Origin of the sequence: Pseudomonas sp. NPDC098747 (assembly GCF_044760045.1) — a bacterium.
GTDB lineage: Bacteria > Pseudomonadota > Gammaproteobacteria > Pseudomonadales > Pseudomonadaceae > Aquipseudomonas.
On the sequence record NZ_JBIWAL010000002.1, the window covers coordinates 39,488 to 57,977 of the forward strand.

The 18,490-nt window shown below is 59.4% G+C and carries 12 protein-coding genes; 7 read left to right on the forward strand and 5 right to left on the reverse strand.

Annotated features, from left to right (window positions below; genetic code table 11):
* Nucleotides 1-30 precede the first annotated feature (30 nt).
* The 3 genes from ACIQVE_RS01290 to ACIQVE_RS01300 form a co-directional block, all read right to left on the reverse strand.
* Complete coding sequence (locus ACIQVE_RS01290) at nucleotides 31-3,705, reverse strand: translocation/assembly module TamB domain-containing protein (RefSeq protein ID WP_402803762.1); 3,675 nt, start codon at nucleotides 3,703-3,705, stop codon at nucleotides 31-33.
* Entirely contained in the window at nucleotides 3,702-5,429 is a 1,728-nt protein-coding gene (locus ACIQVE_RS01295) for an autotransporter assembly complex family protein (RefSeq protein WP_402803764.1), read from the reverse strand. Before ACIQVE_RS01295 ends, ACIQVE_RS01290 begins: the two co-directional genes overlap by 4 nt.
* 66 nt (nucleotides 5,430-5,495) lie before the next feature.
* Entirely contained in the window at nucleotides 5,496-6,146 is a 651-nt protein-coding gene (locus ACIQVE_RS01300) for a GNAT family N-acetyltransferase (protein ID WP_402803766.1), read from the reverse strand.
* 300 nt (nucleotides 6,147-6,446) lie between these two features.
* Between ACIQVE_RS01300 and xthA the strand changes: the two genes are divergently transcribed.
* Both xthA and ACIQVE_RS01310 read left to right on the forward strand, forming a co-directional pair.
* Nucleotides 6,447-7,259, forward strand: coding sequence for an exodeoxyribonuclease III (gene xthA / locus ACIQVE_RS01305; protein WP_402803768.1), 813 nt, complete (start codon nucleotides 6,447-6,449; stop codon nucleotides 7,257-7,259).
* A 190-nt stretch (nucleotides 7,260-7,449) separates the two neighbouring features.
* Nucleotides 7,450-8,784, forward strand: coding sequence for a substrate-binding domain-containing protein (locus ACIQVE_RS01310; protein ID WP_402803770.1), 1,335 nt, complete (start codon nucleotides 7,450-7,452; stop codon nucleotides 8,782-8,784).
* 131 nt (nucleotides 8,785-8,915) lie between these two features.
* Here the strand turns inward: ACIQVE_RS01310 and ACIQVE_RS01315 are convergent, their stop codons facing one another.
* The gene (locus ACIQVE_RS01315) at nucleotides 8,916-10,145 is read right to left on the reverse strand and encodes an acyl-CoA dehydrogenase (protein ID WP_402803772.1); all 1,230 of its coding nucleotides are present in this window, start codon (nucleotides 10,143-10,145) and stop codon (nucleotides 8,916-8,918) included.
* 172 nt (nucleotides 10,146-10,317) lie between these two features.
* On the opposite strand from ACIQVE_RS01315, the gene ACIQVE_RS01320 reads away from it, so the two are divergent.
* From ACIQVE_RS01320 to ACIQVE_RS01330, 3 genes are all read left to right on the forward strand, one after another.
* Nucleotides 10,318-11,247 (forward strand): LysR family transcriptional regulator, encoded by a 930-nt coding sequence (locus ACIQVE_RS01320; RefSeq protein WP_339431992.1) that lies wholly within the window; start codon nucleotides 10,318-10,320, stop codon nucleotides 11,245-11,247.
* Between the two features lie 206 nt (nucleotides 11,248-11,453).
* Entirely contained in the window at nucleotides 11,454-11,855 is a 402-nt protein-coding gene (locus tag ACIQVE_RS01325) for a MerR family DNA-binding transcriptional regulator (protein WP_007951507.1), read from the forward strand.
* A 147-nt stretch (nucleotides 11,856-12,002) separates the two neighbouring features.
* Nucleotides 12,003-12,902, forward strand: coding sequence for a hydroxymethylglutaryl-CoA lyase (locus tag ACIQVE_RS01330; protein ID WP_339477644.1), 900 nt, complete (start codon nucleotides 12,003-12,005; stop codon nucleotides 12,900-12,902).
* 664 nt (nucleotides 12,903-13,566) lie between these two features.
* On the opposite strand, the gene ACIQVE_RS01335 is transcribed toward ACIQVE_RS01330, so the two are convergent.
* Nucleotides 13,567-15,264: an AMP-binding protein gene (locus tag ACIQVE_RS01335; protein ID WP_402803775.1), complete on the reverse strand. Its 1,698-nt coding sequence runs from the start codon at nucleotides 15,262-15,264 to the stop codon at nucleotides 13,567-13,569.
* Nucleotides 15,265-15,623: 359 nt separating this feature from the next.
* Between ACIQVE_RS01335 and ACIQVE_RS01340 the strand changes: the two genes are divergently transcribed.
* Together ACIQVE_RS01340 and ACIQVE_RS01345 are read left to right on the forward strand one after the other, a co-directional pair.
* The gene (locus tag ACIQVE_RS01340; RefSeq protein ID WP_402803777.1) at nucleotides 15,624-16,787 is read left to right on the forward strand and encodes an isovaleryl-CoA dehydrogenase; all 1,164 of its coding nucleotides are present in this window, start codon (nucleotides 15,624-15,626) and stop codon (nucleotides 16,785-16,787) included.
* A gap of 12 nt (nucleotides 16,788-16,799) precedes the next feature.
* Nucleotides 16,800-18,407: a carboxyl transferase domain-containing protein gene (locus ACIQVE_RS01345; protein ID WP_210699735.1), complete on the forward strand. Its 1,608-nt coding sequence runs from the start codon at nucleotides 16,800-16,802 to the stop codon at nucleotides 18,405-18,407.
* Nucleotides 18,408-18,490: the final 83 nt, after the last annotated feature.

Genomic DNA, 18,490 nt, shown 5'->3' on the forward strand with positions numbered 1-18,490 from the left:
GCGCGGCGATCCGGTTATCGGCACTTCTAACTAGAAATCGCGCTTGTAGAAGATGTCCAGCGAACTGGCCACGCCGCTGGCGACTTCGACGTAAACCTTCTTGCTCAGCTTGTAACGCAGGGCAATGGTGCTGGCCGGTTCAAACACACCAACGCCATATCGCAAACTGAGCTTCTCGGAGATATTGCCGCTGGCCACCACGCTGGTGGTGTCGCCGCTGCCCTGGGTGTCGAGCTGGAAATCCTGAATACCCAGATCCTTGGCCAGGCCACTGGTCACACCAGAGCTGCCCATCAAGCCCAGGCCCAACGCCGCTTGCGCGAGCATGTTGTTGTCTTCGCCGTTGGTGCTCAACGGACGGCCGAGGACCAGGTAGGACAGCGCCTGCTCCTGACTCATCGCCGGCTCGGAGAAGATCTGCGTGGTCGGTTGTTCCGCGCTGCCGCTCAGGCGAATACCGGCGATCACATCGTCGGTCTGGCGGATCGCTTCAATGTCCAGATACGGCTGATCGATCGGCCCGGCGAACAACAGACGCGCACGCCGCACCGTCAGGCGCTGACCGTAGGCGCGATAACGCCCGTCGTTGAGCCACAGTTCGCCACGGGTGTCCATGTTGTCGCCGATATGCACCTGACCTTGCAGATTGGCGGTCAGGCCAAAACCGGCGAAGCTCAACTTGTCTTGGCCGACCACCACGTCGATGTCCATTTTCATGGCGATGGGTGGTTTGCCCTGTTCGGTCTGCGCGCCGAGGATGATCGTGTCATCGGAGACCTTCACCGTCGATGGCGGCAATTCACGCACGGTAATTTCGCCCTTGGGCACCAGCACTTTACCGGCAATTTTCAGCTCATCGCCGGCCATGGAAATTTTCAGGTCCGGCGCCACTTCGAGCTTGGCGTACGGCTCGACGCTGACCGGTAACTGCGTGCCCTTGAGTGCCAGATCGACCACCAGCGCCTGGCCCCAGGCGATGTTACCGGTCAGGCTGCCTTGCCCGCTCCTGCCGCTTTTCCAGCCACCGTCCAGGCGCACCGTTTCACCGGCGATCACCGCTTTGAGTTGCAGATCCTGCAGCTCAGTCGGCAACTCGGCACCAGACAGTTCGCCGTCGCTGAGTTGCACCATGCCATTGACCAGCGGCGCGAGCAAACCACCGGAGATCGTGCCGCTGCCATTGAGGTGCCCGGTGAGTTTCTCGACCATCGGCACAAACGGCCGCGCCACGGACAGGTCCAGCCCGGTGAGACGAAACGAGCCGCTCAGCGGTTTGTTTTTCGGCAGCGGATTGAGCTGCGCCTGCACCATCAGTTCGCCGAGTTTGCCGCCGACGAAGTTGAGGTCGGTGTCAATACGTTTCGGGGTGAGTTTGCTGGTGAGTTTCAGCGTCTGGTACGGGAAGTCGAGCCACTGGCCCTTATCACGCATGCGCAAGGTGCCACCGCTGGCATCGATACTGACCACGCCATTGGGGCCGCTGGCCGGCAAGTCCAGTTGCAGATCGGCATTGAGCCTGCCCTGCCAGGCGAAGTCTTTCGGCAGCCATTGCGCGAGGCTTTCAATCGGGAATTGTTTGAGGTGGTAACGCAGTTTCGGCTCGGGCATCAGCCGTTGGTCTTCACCGCAGAAGCTGGCACTGCCGGACATCCAGCAATGGGCGCCGAAATTGATTTTACCGTCCGCCAGGCGTTCGAGCCTGGCCGGGCTTTGCAGTTTCCAATCCTGGCCGCCGGCCTGAATGTCGCCGCTGGCCAGGCGTCCGCGCCAATTGCCCTTGTCCAGATTGCCGCCCAGGCCAAGGGCCAGTTTCAGCTTTGGCCCGAGCAGGTCGAGGTTGAGCTTCTGGCTCTTGATGTCGCCCTGGGCGCTGGCGGTCAGTGTGCCCAGTGAGGTCTCGCCTGCCTGAATGCCGCTGCCCTTCAAATCGATTTTCGCGCGCTGTGCGCTGTCGAGGGTGGCGTCGAGGTTGAGGCTTTGCAGGCGATTATCCTGAAAGGCCAGCTGCGAACCTTGCAGACCGAGCTTGCCTTGCGGTGCTTTCAGCGTGCCGGCGACGTTGACCTGGCCGTTGATCTGCCCGCGCAGTTCTGGCCACAGCTGGGCCAGACGCGCCAGCTTGATGTCGATCTGCCCGGTGATTTTCTGTTGCAGACTGCCCTTGCCGCTGATGCTGTTGTCGCCAAGGCGGATTTGCAGGGCATTCAGATTCCACTGCTCGCCAGCGCCGTCAGCCTTGGCCTGGAGAATCGCCGGTTGGCCGCGCAGTTTTCCTTTGAGGTCGAGATCGGCAGTCAGGCTCAAGCGCTCGTTCTTCATCTCGCCTTGGCTTTTCAACGGCCCGGCCAAGGTGCCCGGCAATTCTGCAACCCAATACGCCGGGTTGAGCGCCGACAGAACCAGCGACGCATCCCAAGCGATGCCGTCGGCAAACTGCACGCTCACGTGCCCTTCAGCCTTGCCCTGCCCGGCTTCCATTTTCAGTTGCGGCAAAGCGATCTGCTTTAGGCTGCCACTGAACGGACTGCTCAGGCTGAATGCGCCCGCCGGGCCATCCAGTGCGGCGGCGAAGTTACCGATGTATTGACCGTCGGTGTAGGACACTTCCCCGATGAAGGTACGCAAGGCGACTTGTGGCTCGTCGATTTCCGGATAGAGCCGATGCCACGGAAAATCCTGCCAGTTGATATTCGCTTGAGCCGTCAGGCCCTTGCTCCAGTCAACGCTGCCGGTGAGTTTTAGGCTTTGCTTGTCGTTGGCGCTCAGGTCGAGCCCGGCGATCTGCGCACCGCTGGCGTCAACCTTGCCTTTTAGCAACAACGCCACCGGGCCTTTCTCGGCTGGGAGCGTGGCGTTGCCGAGCAATTGGTAACCGTTTTTCAGGTCGCCCTCGCCGGTCAGCAGCAATTGATTGAGTTGCAAGGTGTCCGGCAGATCAGCGCTCGGTTTGAATGCCTCAGAAGTGATGCGCACCTTGGCCGGCAGGTTTTCCGCCAGCGGTTGTAATTCGCCGCTTAACTGGCCATTGAGGTAGCCACGGCTGTCGGCGTGCAGGTTGAGGGTCTTCAACAGATCGCCGTCGATTTTCAACGCCAGTGTCCATGGATCGGTGCCCGGAGACGGCAGGGTCAGATCGCCGGCGATGTTCAGCGGCCAGTTACCGGTGGGCTGGAGTAACCCGGACAAGTTCAGGCTCAGCTCATCGCGCTGCAATTTCACGCTGTCGATCTGCAGGCCTTTGGCGGTCCAGTGCGCCGCCAGTTGCAGGCCTTTGAGTTGCTCGCTGCCGTTAAACAGCAAACTACCGACCTGCACATCGCCCAGTTCGAGGCCGAGCGGCAATTGCAGATCCGGCAGTTTGATCGGGCCGCTTTCGGTGGTTTCTTCACTCGGCGGGAATTGCAGGACAACCCGATCAGCCTTGAGCTGATCGATGCACAGCGTCATGCGCGTCAGGCACAGCGGCGACCAGGCGAAGATAGCTTTGTCCAGTTCGACCCGGCTGGTGTCTTGCTGCCACACCAGATGATCGGCGCTCCATTGTCCGCCGAGGCGACCCTGGAAATTCTCCGTGCTCAAGCCCGGCACCAGACCGAGCGCCCAGCGGCTGCCGGTCTTGGTTCCGAGCACGACGGCCACACTCAATACAATCAACACAACCAACGCCAACAGCGTCAATGCCGTTATTTTCAAACCACGCTTCACAGCTCAGGCCCCATGGAAAAGTGCAGCCGGATGCCGCCATCATCGTCGAGCGCATGGGCCAGGTCGAGGCGGATCGGCCCCACCGGCGAGACCCAGCGCACACCGATACCGACCCCGGTCTTGAGGTTCGGCAGTTCGAGTTTGTTGAAAGAGTTGCCTTGGTCGACGAAGGTCGCGACCCGCCATTTCTCGGCGACGGAATATTGATATTCAACGCTGCCAGCGACCATGTAGCGGCCACCGATGCGGTCGCCATCGGAGTTTTCCGGGGACAGGCTCTGGTAGTCGTAACCGCGCACGCTCTGGTCGCCACCGGCAAAGAAGCGCAACGACGGCGGGACCGATTTGTAACCGTTGGTGGCGCTGCCGCCGACCTGCACGCGACCGAGCAAACGGTGCTTGTCGAACACCGTAGTCAAGCCCTTGACCAGCGCGGTGCCATATAAAAGGTTGGTGTCGGAGCCGACGCCCTCCTTCGCGACTTTGCTTTCAAAGGTCAGACGATAGCCGTTGTGCGGGTCGATGCGGTTGTCGCTTTTCAGGTACGAATAGCTGATGCCGGGCATCAGCAAGGTACTCAAGCCCGAGTCGTCACCGAGCTGATATTCCTCACGTTGCCATTTCAGCGAGATCACCCGTTGCCAGCCGCTCGGCAACTTGCTGTGCCATTCCGGGCCGAAGGTCAGCAGCTTGCTTAGCGTGTCGGAGCCGTCGATGTCTTCGTATTGATAGCCGCCGGCCCAACGCAATTTGTCGGTCAGCGGCGGGTCGAGCGGAATGTCGTAGAACAGCCCGACGTTTTGTCGAGGCGCCGAGAGCTCGGCTTCCCAGCCATAACTGTCGCCCTGCGGATTGACCCAGTGACGCGTCCAGTTGGCTTTGATCCGTGGGCCGACGTCGGTGGAATAACCGAGACCCAGACCCATGGTGCGCGGCTTGCGCGTGTCGAGTTTGACGTCCACCGGGATTACGTCATTTTTTGCCGCAGTCGGCGCAGCGTCGACCCGCACGCCTTCGAAGTAGCCGCTCGATTGCAGATCGCGGTTGAGTTCGGCGATCAGTTCGGAGTCGTAAGGCTCGCCCGGTTTGAACGGCACCATGCGTTGCAACAAGTCTTCGTCGAACGGCGTATCCCCTTCGAAACTGACTTTGCCCAGCGCATAACGCGGGCCGCTTTCGTAGATCAGTTCGACATCGGCAACGCCTGCGCGCGGGTCGACCAAGAGTTTCTGGCGGGTGAAATGGCCGCTGAAATAGCCGAAGCGTGAGGCCTGATTCTGGATCAGCCGCTTGGCGTCTTCGTAGCGACCATGGTTGAGCACCGCGCCGGGTTTGAGCACGTCGGCCTTCGGTACGCGAAAGGATTTGAAGGAGGCCGCGGGCCCGTCGACGCGGATGGTGACGTTGCGCAAACGGATCGGCTCGCCGGGATCGATGTTCAGCACCAGGCGCGGTTTGTCGCCGCCCTTCACATCGCTGTCGATCTGCGGCTGGTAGTAGCCCAAGGCCTGCGCGGCCTTGCGCGCCTGCTCCTCGGCACCGCGACTGAAGCGCAGCAAGGCTTCTTCGTCACGGTCACCGAGGCTGCCGATATAGCCTTCTATATTGGCCTTGAGTTCATCGTTGGACGGTTTGATCCGCACATCCAATTCACTTTGCGCCAGCGCCGCGCAGCTGGATAACAGCATGAGCACGCCACTGGTAAATCTTCCTGGAAACTTCATAGGCGCGGATGCTATCACGAGCTTGGGAGCGTGATAGAACCAGACTTGTCTCGAAAAGTTCGATGGTTATGCGGTTGCAGTTTGTAACACCTGCGGATTGGCATGGAAAAATACATGCTCGCGCACAGGACCGACGGCAACTTCGCCGATCTCCTCGTAACCCTGACGTTTGTAGAATTCCAGATATCGCGGATTGCCGGTGTCGAGCACCACGCCTTGGGAAGTTTCGTCGACTGCACACCAGTTATGTACGGCGGTCAGCAGTTGCTCGCCGAAGTGCTTGCCCTGGAACTGCGGATGAATACCGAGCAACGGCAGCATGTGCACCGAATCGCTCGGCACGCACGCGGCGACGGCATCGTGGTATTCCAGATAGCGCCGGGTGCAGCGAAAGCCAGTGCTGAGCACCATACGCAAGCGCCAGGCCCAGCTTTCGGTGATGCCCAAGCGGCGTTGCGGCGGCGCGATAAGGGCGATGCCGATCAGGCGGTCGTTGACCAGCAGACCGATGGCGGGCAAATCCTGCAAGAAGTGCTGTTTGACCAGTTCGCGCACCGTTGCCCGCACGCGCTGCTCGTATCCGGGACGCTCGGCTTCGAACAGGTAACTGAAGGTCGGCTCGTGGCGATAGGCTTGATACAACAGGGATCGCGCTTCGCGGGAATAGCCGCGGTCGAGCATATGAATGTCGGCGATGGCGGTCTGGGTTTCAGGCATGTCAGTGAATCTCCCCTGGCACCGCTTGAATGGCAGCGCTCTTGTGGTACGAACCTTTTTGTGAGGGTGCGGTTCCCCACAGGTATAGACCAACTCAGGATCTTCATCGATTTTGCCGGCCTCTTCGCGAGCAAGCTCGCTCCCACATTTGGAGCGCATCCCCCTGTGGGAGCGAGCTTGCTCGCGAAGAGGTCGGTGCAGACGACACATTTCTGACAGAACAAAGTGAATCCGCTTACCCCACACTGGCCCCCATCCCACATGTCAGCTAGCATCGCCCTTTTGCCAGGACTGCCGACCATGAAGATTGTTTCCTTCAACATCAACGGACTGCGCGCCCGTCCGCATCAGCTGGCAGCGCTGATCGAAAAACACCAGCCGGACGTGATCGGTCTGCAGGAAACCAAGGTCCACGACGACCAGTTCCCGCTGGAAGAAGTACGCGCCCTTGGCTACCACGTGTATTACCACGGCCAGAAAGGCCATTACGGCGTGGCAATGCTCTCGCGTCAGGAGCCGATTGCCATCCACAAGGGTTTCGCGACTGACGAAGAAGACGCCCAGCGCCGCTTCATCTGGGGCACTTTCGCTGACGCAAACGGCGTACCGGTGACGATCATGAACGGCTATTTCCCACAGGGCGAAAGCCGCGACCATCCAACCAAATTCCCCGCCAAGCAGCGTTTCTACAACGATCTGCAAACCCTGCTGGAAAGCCAGTTCAACAACGAACAGCCGGTGGTGGTGATGGGCGATGTGAACATCTCCCCGCAAGACTGTGACATCGGCATCGGTCCGGACAACATGAAGCGCTGGCTGAAAACCGGCAAATGCAGCTTTCTGCCGGAAGAGCGCGAGTGGATGGCCCGCCTGAAAAACTGGGGCCTGACCGACAGCTACCGTCACCTGAACCCGGACGTGACCGACATGTTCAGTTGGTTCGACTACCGCAGCCGTGGTTTTGAAGACCAGCCGAAGCGTGGGTTGCGCATTGACGTGATTCTGGCGTCCAACGGTTTGCTGCCACGGGTCAAAGCGGCGGGTGTCGACTACGAACTGCGCGGCATGGAAAAACCGTCGGATCATGCGCCGATCTGGCTTGAACTGAGCTGATCGCCGAATCGCGTGGAATCCCCTGTGGCGGCGAGCTTGCTCGCGAATGCAGAGTGTCAGTCCAGGAATAGGTGCCTGACACGCCTCATTCGCGAGCAAGCTCGCTCCCACAATTAGATCACTGTCATCTTTCAGAAATCTTTCTGACTTAATCTCCCCGGCAATCCCCTTGGCTTCAATTGGTGCCGGCATGACCCTGCGTGTTCTATTCGTGTTTCTGTTGAGCGCATGGCTGAAGGTCTCCGCCGCTGCCCTGCCCATTGCGCAAAACGGCCCCGCACTGCGAATCCAGGGTTCCAACACCATCGGCGCCGAACTCGGCCCGGCACTGGTTGAAGGATTGCTGCAAGAGCAAGGTCTGCTGAAAATCCACCGCGAAACTCCGGACACCGCCAATGAACTACGCATCGTCGGCCAGACTGCGCAAGGTCAACGCGTTGTCGTGGAAGTTGCCGCCCACGGTTCGAGTACCGGATTCGTCGCATTGAAAAACGCCAGCGCCGATCTGGCCGCGTCTTCCCGCGAGATCAAGGACAGCGAGCTCGTCAGCCTGCAATCCCTCGGTGATCTTAAAAGCGCGGCCGCCGAGCAAGTCATCGCCATCGATGGCTTGGCGATCATCCTTCATCCCGACAATCCATTGCAGCAACTGGACACCGAGCAACTGGCGCGGATCTTCAGTGGAGCGGTAAAAACCTGGGAAGAACTCGGCGGGCGTGGCGGTGCCATTCATTTATATGCGCGGGATGATCAGTCCGGCACATACGACACGTTTAAGGAACTGGTCCTGAGTCGCCGTGGGAAAAGTCTGAGTAGCGCTGCGAAACGGTTTGAATCCAGCGAGCAGTTATCCGACGCCGTCAGCAGCGACCCGCAGGGCATCGGCTTCATCGGTTTGCCGTACGTGCGCCAGGCCAAAGCGGTGGCGATAGCCGATGGCGCCTCGCAATCAATGCCGCCACTCAACAGCTTGATCGCCACCGAAGACTATCCACTGTCGCGACGATTGTTCTTCTATCTGCCACCCGACAGTCAAAACCCATGGGCCAAGGCATTGGTAGCGTTTGCGCAAAGTCGTCAGGGCCAGGCGATCGTCGCGGCCAATGGTTTTATCAGTCAGACCGTGCATGCGATGACCGTCGCACCGAATGCGCTGATGCCCGAGGGTTATCAATCCCTCAGCCGTCACGCCCAACGTCTGACAGTGAACTTCCGCTTCGAGGAAGGCAGTGCCAGCCTCGACAACAAGGCCCGCCAGGATCTGGCCCGGGTTTTCGACTATATAAAGCGCCACGACAAAACCGAACGCTCGGTAACGCTGGTGGGGTTTGGCGACGTCAAGGACGACCCGGCGCGGGCGGACTTGCTGTCCAAATTGCGCGCGATGGCCGTGCGGCGTGAGTTGGTGAAAAGCGGCGTGGTGTTGCGCGAAGTACGCGGGTTTGGCGCGCAGATGCCGGTGGCGGCCAATAGCGCGGATGAAGGCAGGATCAAGAATCGGCGGGTTGAGGTTTGGGTTTATTGAGCCAAGTGTTGATGTGTTGCATGTATGGACCCCTTCGCGAGCAAGCTCGCTCCCACATTTGATAGCATTTCTTCTGATGGAATGCGGTTGAATGTGGGAGCGAGCTTGCTCGCGAAGCGGGCGACGCGGTCTTACTGACCGCTACGCAGCATTTCCTTCGGCACATATTTGCCGATCTCGAACTTGCCGATCGCCGCGCGGTGCACTTCGTCCGGGCCGTCGGCCAGGCGCAGGGTCCTTTGCATGGCGTACATGTAGGCCAGCGGGAAATCGTTCGATACCCCTGCCCCGCCATGCATCTGGATCGCCCGATCGATCACGCGCAATGCCACGTTCGGCGCGACTACCTTGATCTGTGCGATCTCGCTCTTCGCCACTTTGTTGCCGACGGTGTCCATCATGTACGCCGCTTTTAGCGTCAGCAGGCGCGCCATGTCGATTTCCATCCGTGAGTCGGCGATCTTGTCGACGTTACCGCCCAGACGCGCCAGTGGTTTGCCGAACGCAGTGCGGCTCACCGAACGTTTGCACATCAATTCCAACGCACGTTCCGCCATGCCAACCGAACGCATGCAGTGGTGAATTCGACCTGGGCCCAGGCGACCCTGAGCGATTTCGAAGCCGCGTCCTTCACCCAAAAGGACGTTTTCGTATGGAACGCGTACGTTGTCGAACAGCACTTCAGCGTGACCATGCGGCGCGTCGTCGTAACCGAACACCGGCAGCGGACGGACAATTTTCACGCCGGGGGTGTCGACCGGCACCAGGATCATCGAGTGCTGCGCGTGGCGCGGCGCATCGGGATCGCTCAGGCCCATGAAGATGAGGATTTTGCAGCGTGGATCGCAGGCGCCGGAGGTCCACCATTTCTTGCCGTTGATCACCCACTCGTCGCCATCACGCACGGCGCGGGCGGCCATGTTGGTGGCGTCGGACGAGGCGACGTCCGGTTCGGTCATGGCAAACGCCGAGCGGATCTCGCCGCGCAGCAGCGGTTCGAGCCAGCGCTGTTTCTGTTCTTCGTTGGCATAACGCACCAGCACTTCCATGTTGCCGGTGTCCGGCGCCGAGCAGTTGAACGGCTCCGGCCCGAGCAGGGAGCGACCCATGATTTCCGCCAGGGGTGCGTATTCCAGGTTGGTCAGACCGGCGCCGAGTTCCGATTCCGGCAGAAAAAGATTCCACAACCCCTCAGCCTTGGCCTTGGCTTTGAGCTCCTCCATGATCGCCGTCGGCTGCCAGCGATCGCCTTCGGCAACCTGGCGTTCGAACACGGCTTCGGCCGGGTAAACGTAAGTGTCCATGAACGCGGTTACGCGCTCACGCAGTTCTTGCACCTTGGGCGAATAAGCGAAATCCATGAGCAATTACCTTGTTGGGCAGAGGTTGTTTAAGTCATGCAATCGATGCTAGAACAGCGTTGATAATTTACCTAGCCTATTCTCGGCGTGTATTAACATTCATCACCGATATATGATCGGCTGATCGTCAGCCCCCAAAACACCTGCCCTTAAAAACAAGAGAAGCCGCGTTATGAATCTGAGCAAGGTCGACCTCAACCTTTTCATCGTCTTCGACGCGATCTATACCGAAGCCAACCTGACCCGTGCCGGGCAGATTGTCGGCATCACTCAGCCGGCGGTGTCCAACGCGCTGGCGCGGTTGCGCGAGACGTTCAACGACCCGCTCTTCGTACGCACGGCTCAGGGCATGGTGCCAACGCCAATGGCGCAGAACATCATCGGCCCGGTGCGCAACGCTCTGTCGCTGTTGCGCGTGTCGGTTCAGGAAAGTCGTATTTTCAACCCGGCGCAAGCGGCCAAGACCTACCGCATCAGCATGACCGACCTCACCGAAGCTGTGATTCTGCCGCCTCTGTTCCAGCGATTGCGCCGTTTGGCGCCGACGGTAATTATCGAAAGTTTTCTGTCCAAACGTCGCGAAACCACCAAGGAACTGGCGGCCGGGCGTCTGGATTTTGCCGTGGATGCGCCGCTCAACACCGACCCGCAGGTGCGCCACGTCAAACTGATGGAAGACCGCTACGTTTGCGCGATGCGTAAGGGCCATCCGATGGCGGGCAAGGAAAAACTCAGCCTCGATGACTATCTGTCACTGACCCACATCCATATTTCCAGCCGTCGCAGTGGTCTGGGCTATGTCGATCTGGCGCTGGGCAAAATGGGCATTCAACGCAAGATTGCTCTGCGCTCGCAGCATTATTTGATGGCGTCCCAGGTGATGCAGCAGACCGATATGGTCATGACCGTGCCGGAGCGTTTTGCCCGTCGCCATGAACTGCATGCGTTTAATCTGCCGGTCAACGATGTGCCGCCGGTGGAGACACATCTGTATTGGCATGAGAGCACCGATCAAGACCCGGCGAATCGCTGGATGCGCGAGCAGATGATCGAGCTGTGCCAGCAGGTGACGGCGCATGAGAAGAAGCTGGATAAGGTGTAGGACTTTGCACCGCATTGCGGCCATCGCGAGCAAGCTCGCTCCCACAGGGTTCTCGGCCGGTCACCTATTTTGTATTCAAAACAGACCTACTGTGGGAGCGAGCTTGCTCGCGAAGAGGCCAACCCTGACAACAACGATTCATCCTTCTTGACGTAAACGTCAACCTGCCATTAGCTTAGCGCCAAGACCTTTTTTCGAGCGCTTTCATGAGCAGCCAGACCTACAGCATTTCCGACCTCGCCCGCGAGCTGGACATCACCACCCGGGCGATTCGCTTTTATGAAGAGCAAGGCCTGCTCAGCCCTGAGCGTCGCGGCCAGGAACGTATCTATTCGCCTCGCGACAAGGTCAGCCTGAAGCTGATCCTGCGTGGCAAGCGCATCGGTTTCTCGCTGGCCGAATGCCGCGAACTGATCGAACTCTACGACCCGTCCAGCGGTAACACCAAACAACTCAACAGCATGCTGGCGAAAATCAGCGAGCGCCGGGAACAACTGGAGCAGCAGTTGCTGGATATCGAACAGATGAAACTGGAGCTCGATACCGCCGAAGAGCGCTGCGTGCAAGCGTTGGAGCAGACTCTAAAGAGCCAGCAAGTGGCGCAGTAATCAGCCATCACTCATTTCCTGTGGGAGCGGGCTTGCCCGCGATTAGGCCGGAACATCCAGCATTAGTGTTGACTGACCCGACGCCATCGCGGGCAAGCCCGCTCCCACAGGGTTCTCCATGAATTCAAAATGTGAGCAGGTCAGCCCATGTCCCTCCCCTCCCAAGTACGCCTGATCGAAGTCGGCCCACGCGATGGCCTACAGAACGAAGCCCAACCCATCAGCGTGGCTGACAAGGTGCAACTGGTCGACGCCTTGAGCGCCGCAGGACTTGGCTATATAGAAGTCGGCAGTTTCGTCTCACCGAAATGGGTGCCGCAGATGGCTGGGTCCGCCGAGGTGTTCGCGCAAATCCAGCGTAAACCCGGCGTAACCTACGGTGCTCTGGCGCCGAACCTGCGTGGTTTTGAAGACGCCGTCGCTGCCGGGGTCAAGGAAGTCGCGGTGTTCGCCGCTGCATCCGAAGCGTTCTCGCAACGCAACATCAACTGTTCGATCAGTGAAAGCCTGGCGCGATTTGCGCCGATCATGGACGCGGCGAAACAGCATGGCGTTACCGTGCGCGGTTACGTTTCCTGTGTGCTCGGTTGCCCTTACGAGGGCACGGTCGCGCCGGAGCAAGTGGCCATGGTGGCGCGCGAGTTGTACGCGATGGGCTGCTACGAAGTGTCGCTCGGCGACACCATCGGTACCGGCACCGCTGGCGCGACTCGTCACCTGTTTGAAGTGGTTTCGGCGCAGGTGCCAAGAGAAAAACTCGCCGGGCACTTTCATGATACCTATGGCCAGGCCATGGCCAACATCTACGCCAGTCTGCTTGAAGGCATCGCGGTGTTCGACAGCTCTATCGCCGGCCTCGGCGGCTGCCCGTACGCTAAAGGCGCGAGCGGAAACGTCGCCACCGAAGACGTGGTGTACCTGCTCAACGGCCTGGGGATCGACACTGGAATCGACCTGGACGCCTTGATTGCCGCGGGCCAGCAAATCAGCGCGGTGCTCGGTCGCCCGAGCGGGTCGCGTGTGGCCAAGGCGCGTAACGCACAGTGAGGCCAACGGTGTTACCGCTGCGTCCGCAATGTGGGCGCAAGCGAGTAACACGGAAACAAATTGTCTGGCTTTGGCCAGGCGATAAAACCCGGTAAAAGATCAAGTCATTGATTTGTAATGGTTTTTTAAAGTTGGCACGCGTTCTGCTATCTCTATTGCATAACAAGAATAAAAAGCGGCAAACCAATAAAAATAAGACGTAACGACTCTGACATAACAAAAACAACACGGCAGAGACGCAGCTAACAGATTTTTTTGGAGAAGGTGTGCTTTTCAGGGTGCTCTCAGGAGTGACCCGCAACCGGGCAGAGAATAATAAAACTACCTTCAGGTAGCTCCCGAATCGGTTGGATCGTTTAACGAGAAAGCAGATCAGCGCTCAAAAAAATACGTTTGCTCTTGACCCCGGATGGGGGTCGCCAAAAACAGCGGTAAAGGGCCACGGTTACCAAAAACAACAACAGACCGACCCTCAATAATAAAAAAGAGCACGCGACGACAAAATTAAAGGGGAGCCTCGGCTCCCCTTTGTGCATTCTGCGATTCCTGAATCCCCTCAATCCCTGTGGGAGCTGGCTTGCCAGCGATTGCGGTAGATCATTCAACGTTGATGCTGGCTGACCTGACGCCATCGCTGGCAAGCCAGCTCCCACAGTGATTGTGGTTAGCGCTCAATTGTTTTCAGTTCCTCGATGCTTATTTCCCGCATCTTGAACTTCTGGATCTTGCCCGTCACGGTCATCGGAAATTCTTCTACAAACTTGAAATGCCGCGGTGTCTTGAAGTGCGCAATACGCTCTTTGCACCAGGTTTGCAGCTCCAGCTCAGAAGCATTGTGGCCGGGATGGAATTTGATCCAGGCAACAATCTCCTCACCGTACCGTGAACACGGAATGCCGATCACCTGCACGTCCGCCACGGCCGGATGGGTGAAGAAAAACTCCTCCAGCTCACGCGGATAAACGTTTTCGCCACCGCGAATGATCATGTCCTTGTTGCGTCCGGCGATGTTCACATAGCCGTCGTCGTTCATGCTCGCCAGATCGCCGGTGTGCATCCAGCCTGCCCCATCAATGGCCTCGGCGGTGGCCTGCGGATTGCTCCAGTAGCCAAGCATCACACTGTAACCACGGGTGCAGAGTTCGCCGATGGTGCCACGCGGCACCAGGTTGCCGGCCTCGTCGATGATCTTGCTTTCCAGTTGCGGCTGGGTGCGGCCGACGGTGGTTACACGCAGTTCCAGCTCATCGTTCGGCCCGGTCTGTAGCGAAACGGGGCTGGTTTCGGTCATGCCGTAGGCGATCTGCACTTCACTCATGTGCATCTCGCTGATGACCCGGCGCATGACTTCGATCGGGCAAGTGGCGCCAGCCATGATCCCGGTGCGCAGGCTCGACAGATCGAATTCGCCGCGCTGCGGCTGATCGAGCATGGCGATGAACATGGTTGGCACGCCGTAGAGCCCGGTGGCTTTTTCTTCGGCGACGGTTTGCAGAGTCAATAACGGATCGAACGCGTCGTTGGGGTAAATCATTGTGCTGCCGTGGGTGATGCAACCGAGATTGCCCATGACCATGCCGAAGCAGTGATACAGCGGCACCGGGATCACCAGTCGGTCACGCGGCGTCAGGCCAATGCTTTCGCCTACCATGTAACCGTTATTGAGAATGTTGTAGTGGCTGAGGGTCGCGCCCTTGGGGAAACCGGTGGTGCCGGAGGTGTACTGAATGTTGACCGGTTGATCGAAGTGCAGGCTGTCGCTGCGTTCACGTAGCTGTTGGGGGAAGACGCTGGCGGCCAGATCGGCCAATTGCGACCACGGCAGAAACCCCGACGGCGGTTCTGCGTCGAGGCTGATCACCCCTCGCAGGTCCGGCAGACGCTCGCTGCGCAATTGGCCGATGGATTGTTCCGCCAGTTCCGGCACCAGTCCCTGCAACATGCCGTGATAGTTGGAGGTCTTGAATGCTCCGGCGCAAACCAGCCAATTGCAGCCGGATTGCTTGAGGACATATTCGAGTTCGGAGCTGCGGTAGGCCGGGTTGATGTTGACCAGAATCACCCCGATTTTAGCGGTGGCGAATTGGGTAATGCACCACTGCGCACAATTCGGGGCCCAGATGCCCAGTCGATCGCCAGACTGCAACCCCAACGCCAGCAGAGCTCTGGCATGCAGATCCACCGCTTCGGCGAGCTGTCGCCAGGAGTAGCGCAGTTGCTGATGGCGCACCACCAACGCCTCACCGTCCGGGTATTGCGCGACGGTCTGGTCGAACTTCTGCCCGATGGTCATCGCCAGCAAGGCTTGGTCTTGGGAACCACGGGTGTAACTGTGCTGCGGGCTTGCACTGGGTTGATCCATGATGACCCCTATTGTCTTTATTAGTGGGTTTGCCGGATTGCACTTTTTGTGGGAGCCAACTGTGGCGAGGGGATTTATCCCCGTTGGGTGGCGAAGCCGCCCCCTGCATACCTCCAGACAAATCAGATTTACAGATTTCACGACTGCTTCGCAGCCGAACGGGGATAAATCCCCTCGCCACAAAAGCTCGCTCCCACATGGTGCAGTCCGTTTTCAATCTTGAACGGCCCTTACTCTCGCCTAAGTTGACGTTAACGTAAAGTGTGATTGACAGCCACTCATCGCAGGCTTACGTTAACGTCAAGGTGAGAGCCGAGTGACCGCCCTCCCCACCCTACAAAAAAGCCAAAAGGTGACCCATGAGCTACCCATCCCTGAACTTCGCCCTCGGTGAAACCATCGACATGCTGCGCGATCAGGTTCAGTCCTTTGTCGCTAAAGAGATCGCCCCGCGTGCGGCGCAGATCGACAGCGACAACCTGTTCCCCGCCGACATGTGGCGAAAATTCGGTGACATGGGCCTGCTCGGCATCACCGTCCCGGAAGAGTACGGCGGCGCCGGTCTGGGGTATCTGGCGCACGTGGTGGCGATGGAAGAAATCAGCCGTGGCTCGGCTTCGGTGGCGTTGTCCTACGGCGCGCACTCAAATCTGTGCGTCAACCAGATCAACCGCAACGGCAACCACGAACAGAAAACCAAATACTTGCCGCAACTGATCAGCGGCGAGCACGTCGGCGCCCTGGCGATGAGCGAGCCGAACGCCGGCTCCGACGTGGTTTCCATGAAATTGCGCGCCGACAAACGTGGCGATCGCTACGTCCTGAACGGCAGCAAAACCTGGATCACCAACGGCCCCGACGCCAACACCTACGTGATCTACGCCAAGACCGATCTGGAAAAAGGCGCACACGGCATCACCGCATTTATCGTCGAACGCGACTGGAAAGGCTTCAGCCGCAGCAGCAAGTTCGACAAGCTCGGCATGCGCGGTTCCAACACCTGCGAGCTGTTCTTCGATGACGTCGAAGTGCCGCAAGAGAACATCCTCGGCGTGCTCAATGGTGGCGTGAAAGTGCTGATGAGCGGCCTCGATTACGAGCGTGTTGTGCTGTCCGGCGGCCCGACCGGGATCATGCAGTCGTGCATGGATTTGATCGTCCCGTACATCCACGACCGCAAGCAGTTCGGCCAGAGCATCGGTGAATTCCAGCTCATCCAAGGCAAAGTCGCCGACATGTACACCCAACTCAACGCCAGCCGCGCCTACCTCTACGCGGTAGCCCAGGCGTGCGAGCGCGGTGAAACCACGCGCAAGGACGCTGCCGGCGTAATCCTCTACACCGCCGAACGCGCCACGCAAATGGCCCTCGACGCGATCCAGATTCTCGGCGGTAACGGTTACATCAACGAATTCCCTGCCGGTCGTCTGCTGCGTGACGCCAAGCTGTACGAAATCGGCGCCGGCACCAGTGAGATTCGTCGCATGCTGATCGGTCGCGAACTGTTCAACGAAACCCGCTAAACGGAGCTGGCCATGGCTACCCTGCACACTCAGCTCAATCCTCGTTCAGCGGAATTCGCCGCCAACAGCGCGGCGATGCTCAAACAGGTCGACGCCCTGCACACCCTGCTCGCCCAAGTGGCACAAGGTGGCGGCGCGAAAGCCCAGGAACGCCACACCTCACGGGGCAAACTGCTGCCGCGTGAACGCATCAACCGCCTGCTCGATCCTGGCTCGCCGTTTCTGGAAATCAGCCAGTTGGCCGCCCACGCCGTATATGGCGAAGACGTTCCGGCCGCAGGCGTGATCGCCGGTATCGGCCGGGTTGAAGGCGTCGAATGCATGATCGTCGCCAACGATGCGACGGTGAAAGGTGGCTCGTACTATCCGCTGACCGTGAAAAAACATCTGCGCGCCCAGACCATCGCCCAGCAAAACCGCTTGCCGTGCATTTATCTGGTGGATTCGGGCGGCGCCAACCTGCCACGTCAGGACGAAGTGTTCCCGGATCGCGAACACTTCGGGCGGATCTTCTTCAACCAGGCCAACATGAGCGCGATGGGCATTCCGCAGATCGCCGTGGTCATGGGCTCATGCACCGCCGGCGGCGCTTACGTGCCGGCGATGGCGGACGAAGCGATCATGGTGCGCAACCAGGCAACGATTTTCCTCGCCGGCCCGCCGCTGGTGAAAGCCGCGACCGGGGAAGTGGTCAGCGCCGAGGATCTGGGCGGCGCCGATGTGCACTGCAAGATTTCCGGGGTGGCCGACCATTATGCCGAGAGCGACGAACATGCCCTCGCCCTTGCCCGCCGCAGTGTCGCCAATCTCAACTGGCGCAAGCTCGGCGAGTTGCAACAACGCGCGCCGATTGCCCCACTCTACGCCAGCGATGAACTGTACGGCGTGGTCTCGGCCGACGCCAAGCAGCCGTTCGATGTCCGCGAAGTGATTGCGCGGCTGGTCGACGGTTCGGTGTTCGATGAATTCAAAGCACTGTTCGGCACTACGCTGGTGTGCGGTTTCGCCCATCTGCACGGCTACCCGATCGCCATCCTCGCCAACAACGGCATTCTCTTCGCCGAAGCCGCGCAGAAAGGCGCGCACTTCATCGAACTGGCCTGCCAGCGCGGCATTCCACTGCTGTTTCTGCAAAACATCACCGGCTTCATGGTCGGCCAGAAATACGAGGCCGGCGGCATCGCCAAACACGGCGCAAAACTGGTGACCGCTGTGGCGTGCGCCAAGGTGCCGAAATTCACCGTGATCATCGGCGGCAGCTTTGGCGCAGGCAACTATGGCATGTGCGGTCGCGCCTACGATCCACGCTTCCTGTGGATGTGGCCAAACGCGCGGATTGGCGTGATGGGTGCCGAACAGGCCGCCGGCGTCTTGGTGCAGGTCAAGCGCGAACAGGCGGAACGCAGCGGTCAGGCGTTCAGCGCCGAGCAGGAAGCCGAGATCAAGCAGCCGATTCTCGACCAGTACGAAGAACAGGGTCACCCCTACTATTCCAGCGCACGGCTGTGGGACGACGGCGTCATCGACCCGGCGCAGACCCGCGATGTATTGGCCCTGGCCTTGTCCGCGTCGTTGAACGCGCCTATCGAACCGAGCCGCTTCGGCGTGTTCCGGATGTGATGCTTTTTTGTGGGAGCGAGCTTGCTCGCGAAGGATTCAGCGCGGTTCATCGGTAAGACCGCGTCATCGTTCTTCGCGAGCAA

Coding starts and splice junctions, on each gene's coding strand:
- ACIQVE_RS01325 (WP_007951507.1), top strand. CDS start 11,454: ATGAGCAGCCAGACCTACAGCATTTCCGACCTCGCCCGCGAGCTGGAC.
- ACIQVE_RS01310 (WP_402803770.1), top strand. CDS start 7,450: ATGACCCTGCGTGTTCTATTCGTGTTTCTGTTGAGCGCATGGCTGAAG.
- ACIQVE_RS01345 (WP_210699735.1), top strand. CDS start 16,800: ATGGCTACCCTGCACACTCAGCTCAATCCTCGTTCAGCGGAATTCGCC.
- ACIQVE_RS01315 (WP_402803772.1), bottom strand. CDS start 10,145: ATGGATTTCGCTTATTCGCCCAAGGTGCAAGAACTGCGTGAGCGCGTA.
- ACIQVE_RS01335 (WP_402803775.1), bottom strand. CDS start 15,264: ATGGATCAACCCAGTGCAAGCCCGCAGCACAGTTACACCCGTGGTTCC.
- ACIQVE_RS01320 (WP_339431992.1), top strand. CDS start 10,318: ATGAATCTGAGCAAGGTCGACCTCAACCTTTTCATCGTCTTCGACGCG.
- ACIQVE_RS01295 (WP_402803764.1), bottom strand. CDS start 5,429: ATGAAGTTTCCAGGAAGATTTACCAGTGGCGTGCTCATGCTGTTATCC.
- ACIQVE_RS01330 (WP_339477644.1), top strand. CDS start 12,003: ATGTCCCTCCCCTCCCAAGTACGCCTGATCGAAGTCGGCCCACGCGAT.
- xthA (WP_402803768.1), top strand. CDS start 6,447: ATGAAGATTGTTTCCTTCAACATCAACGGACTGCGCGCCCGTCCGCAT.
- ACIQVE_RS01340 (WP_402803777.1), top strand. CDS start 15,624: ATGAGCTACCCATCCCTGAACTTCGCCCTCGGTGAAACCATCGACATG.
- ACIQVE_RS01300 (WP_402803766.1), bottom strand. CDS start 6,146: ATGCCTGAAACCCAGACCGCCATCGCCGACATTCATATGCTCGACCGC.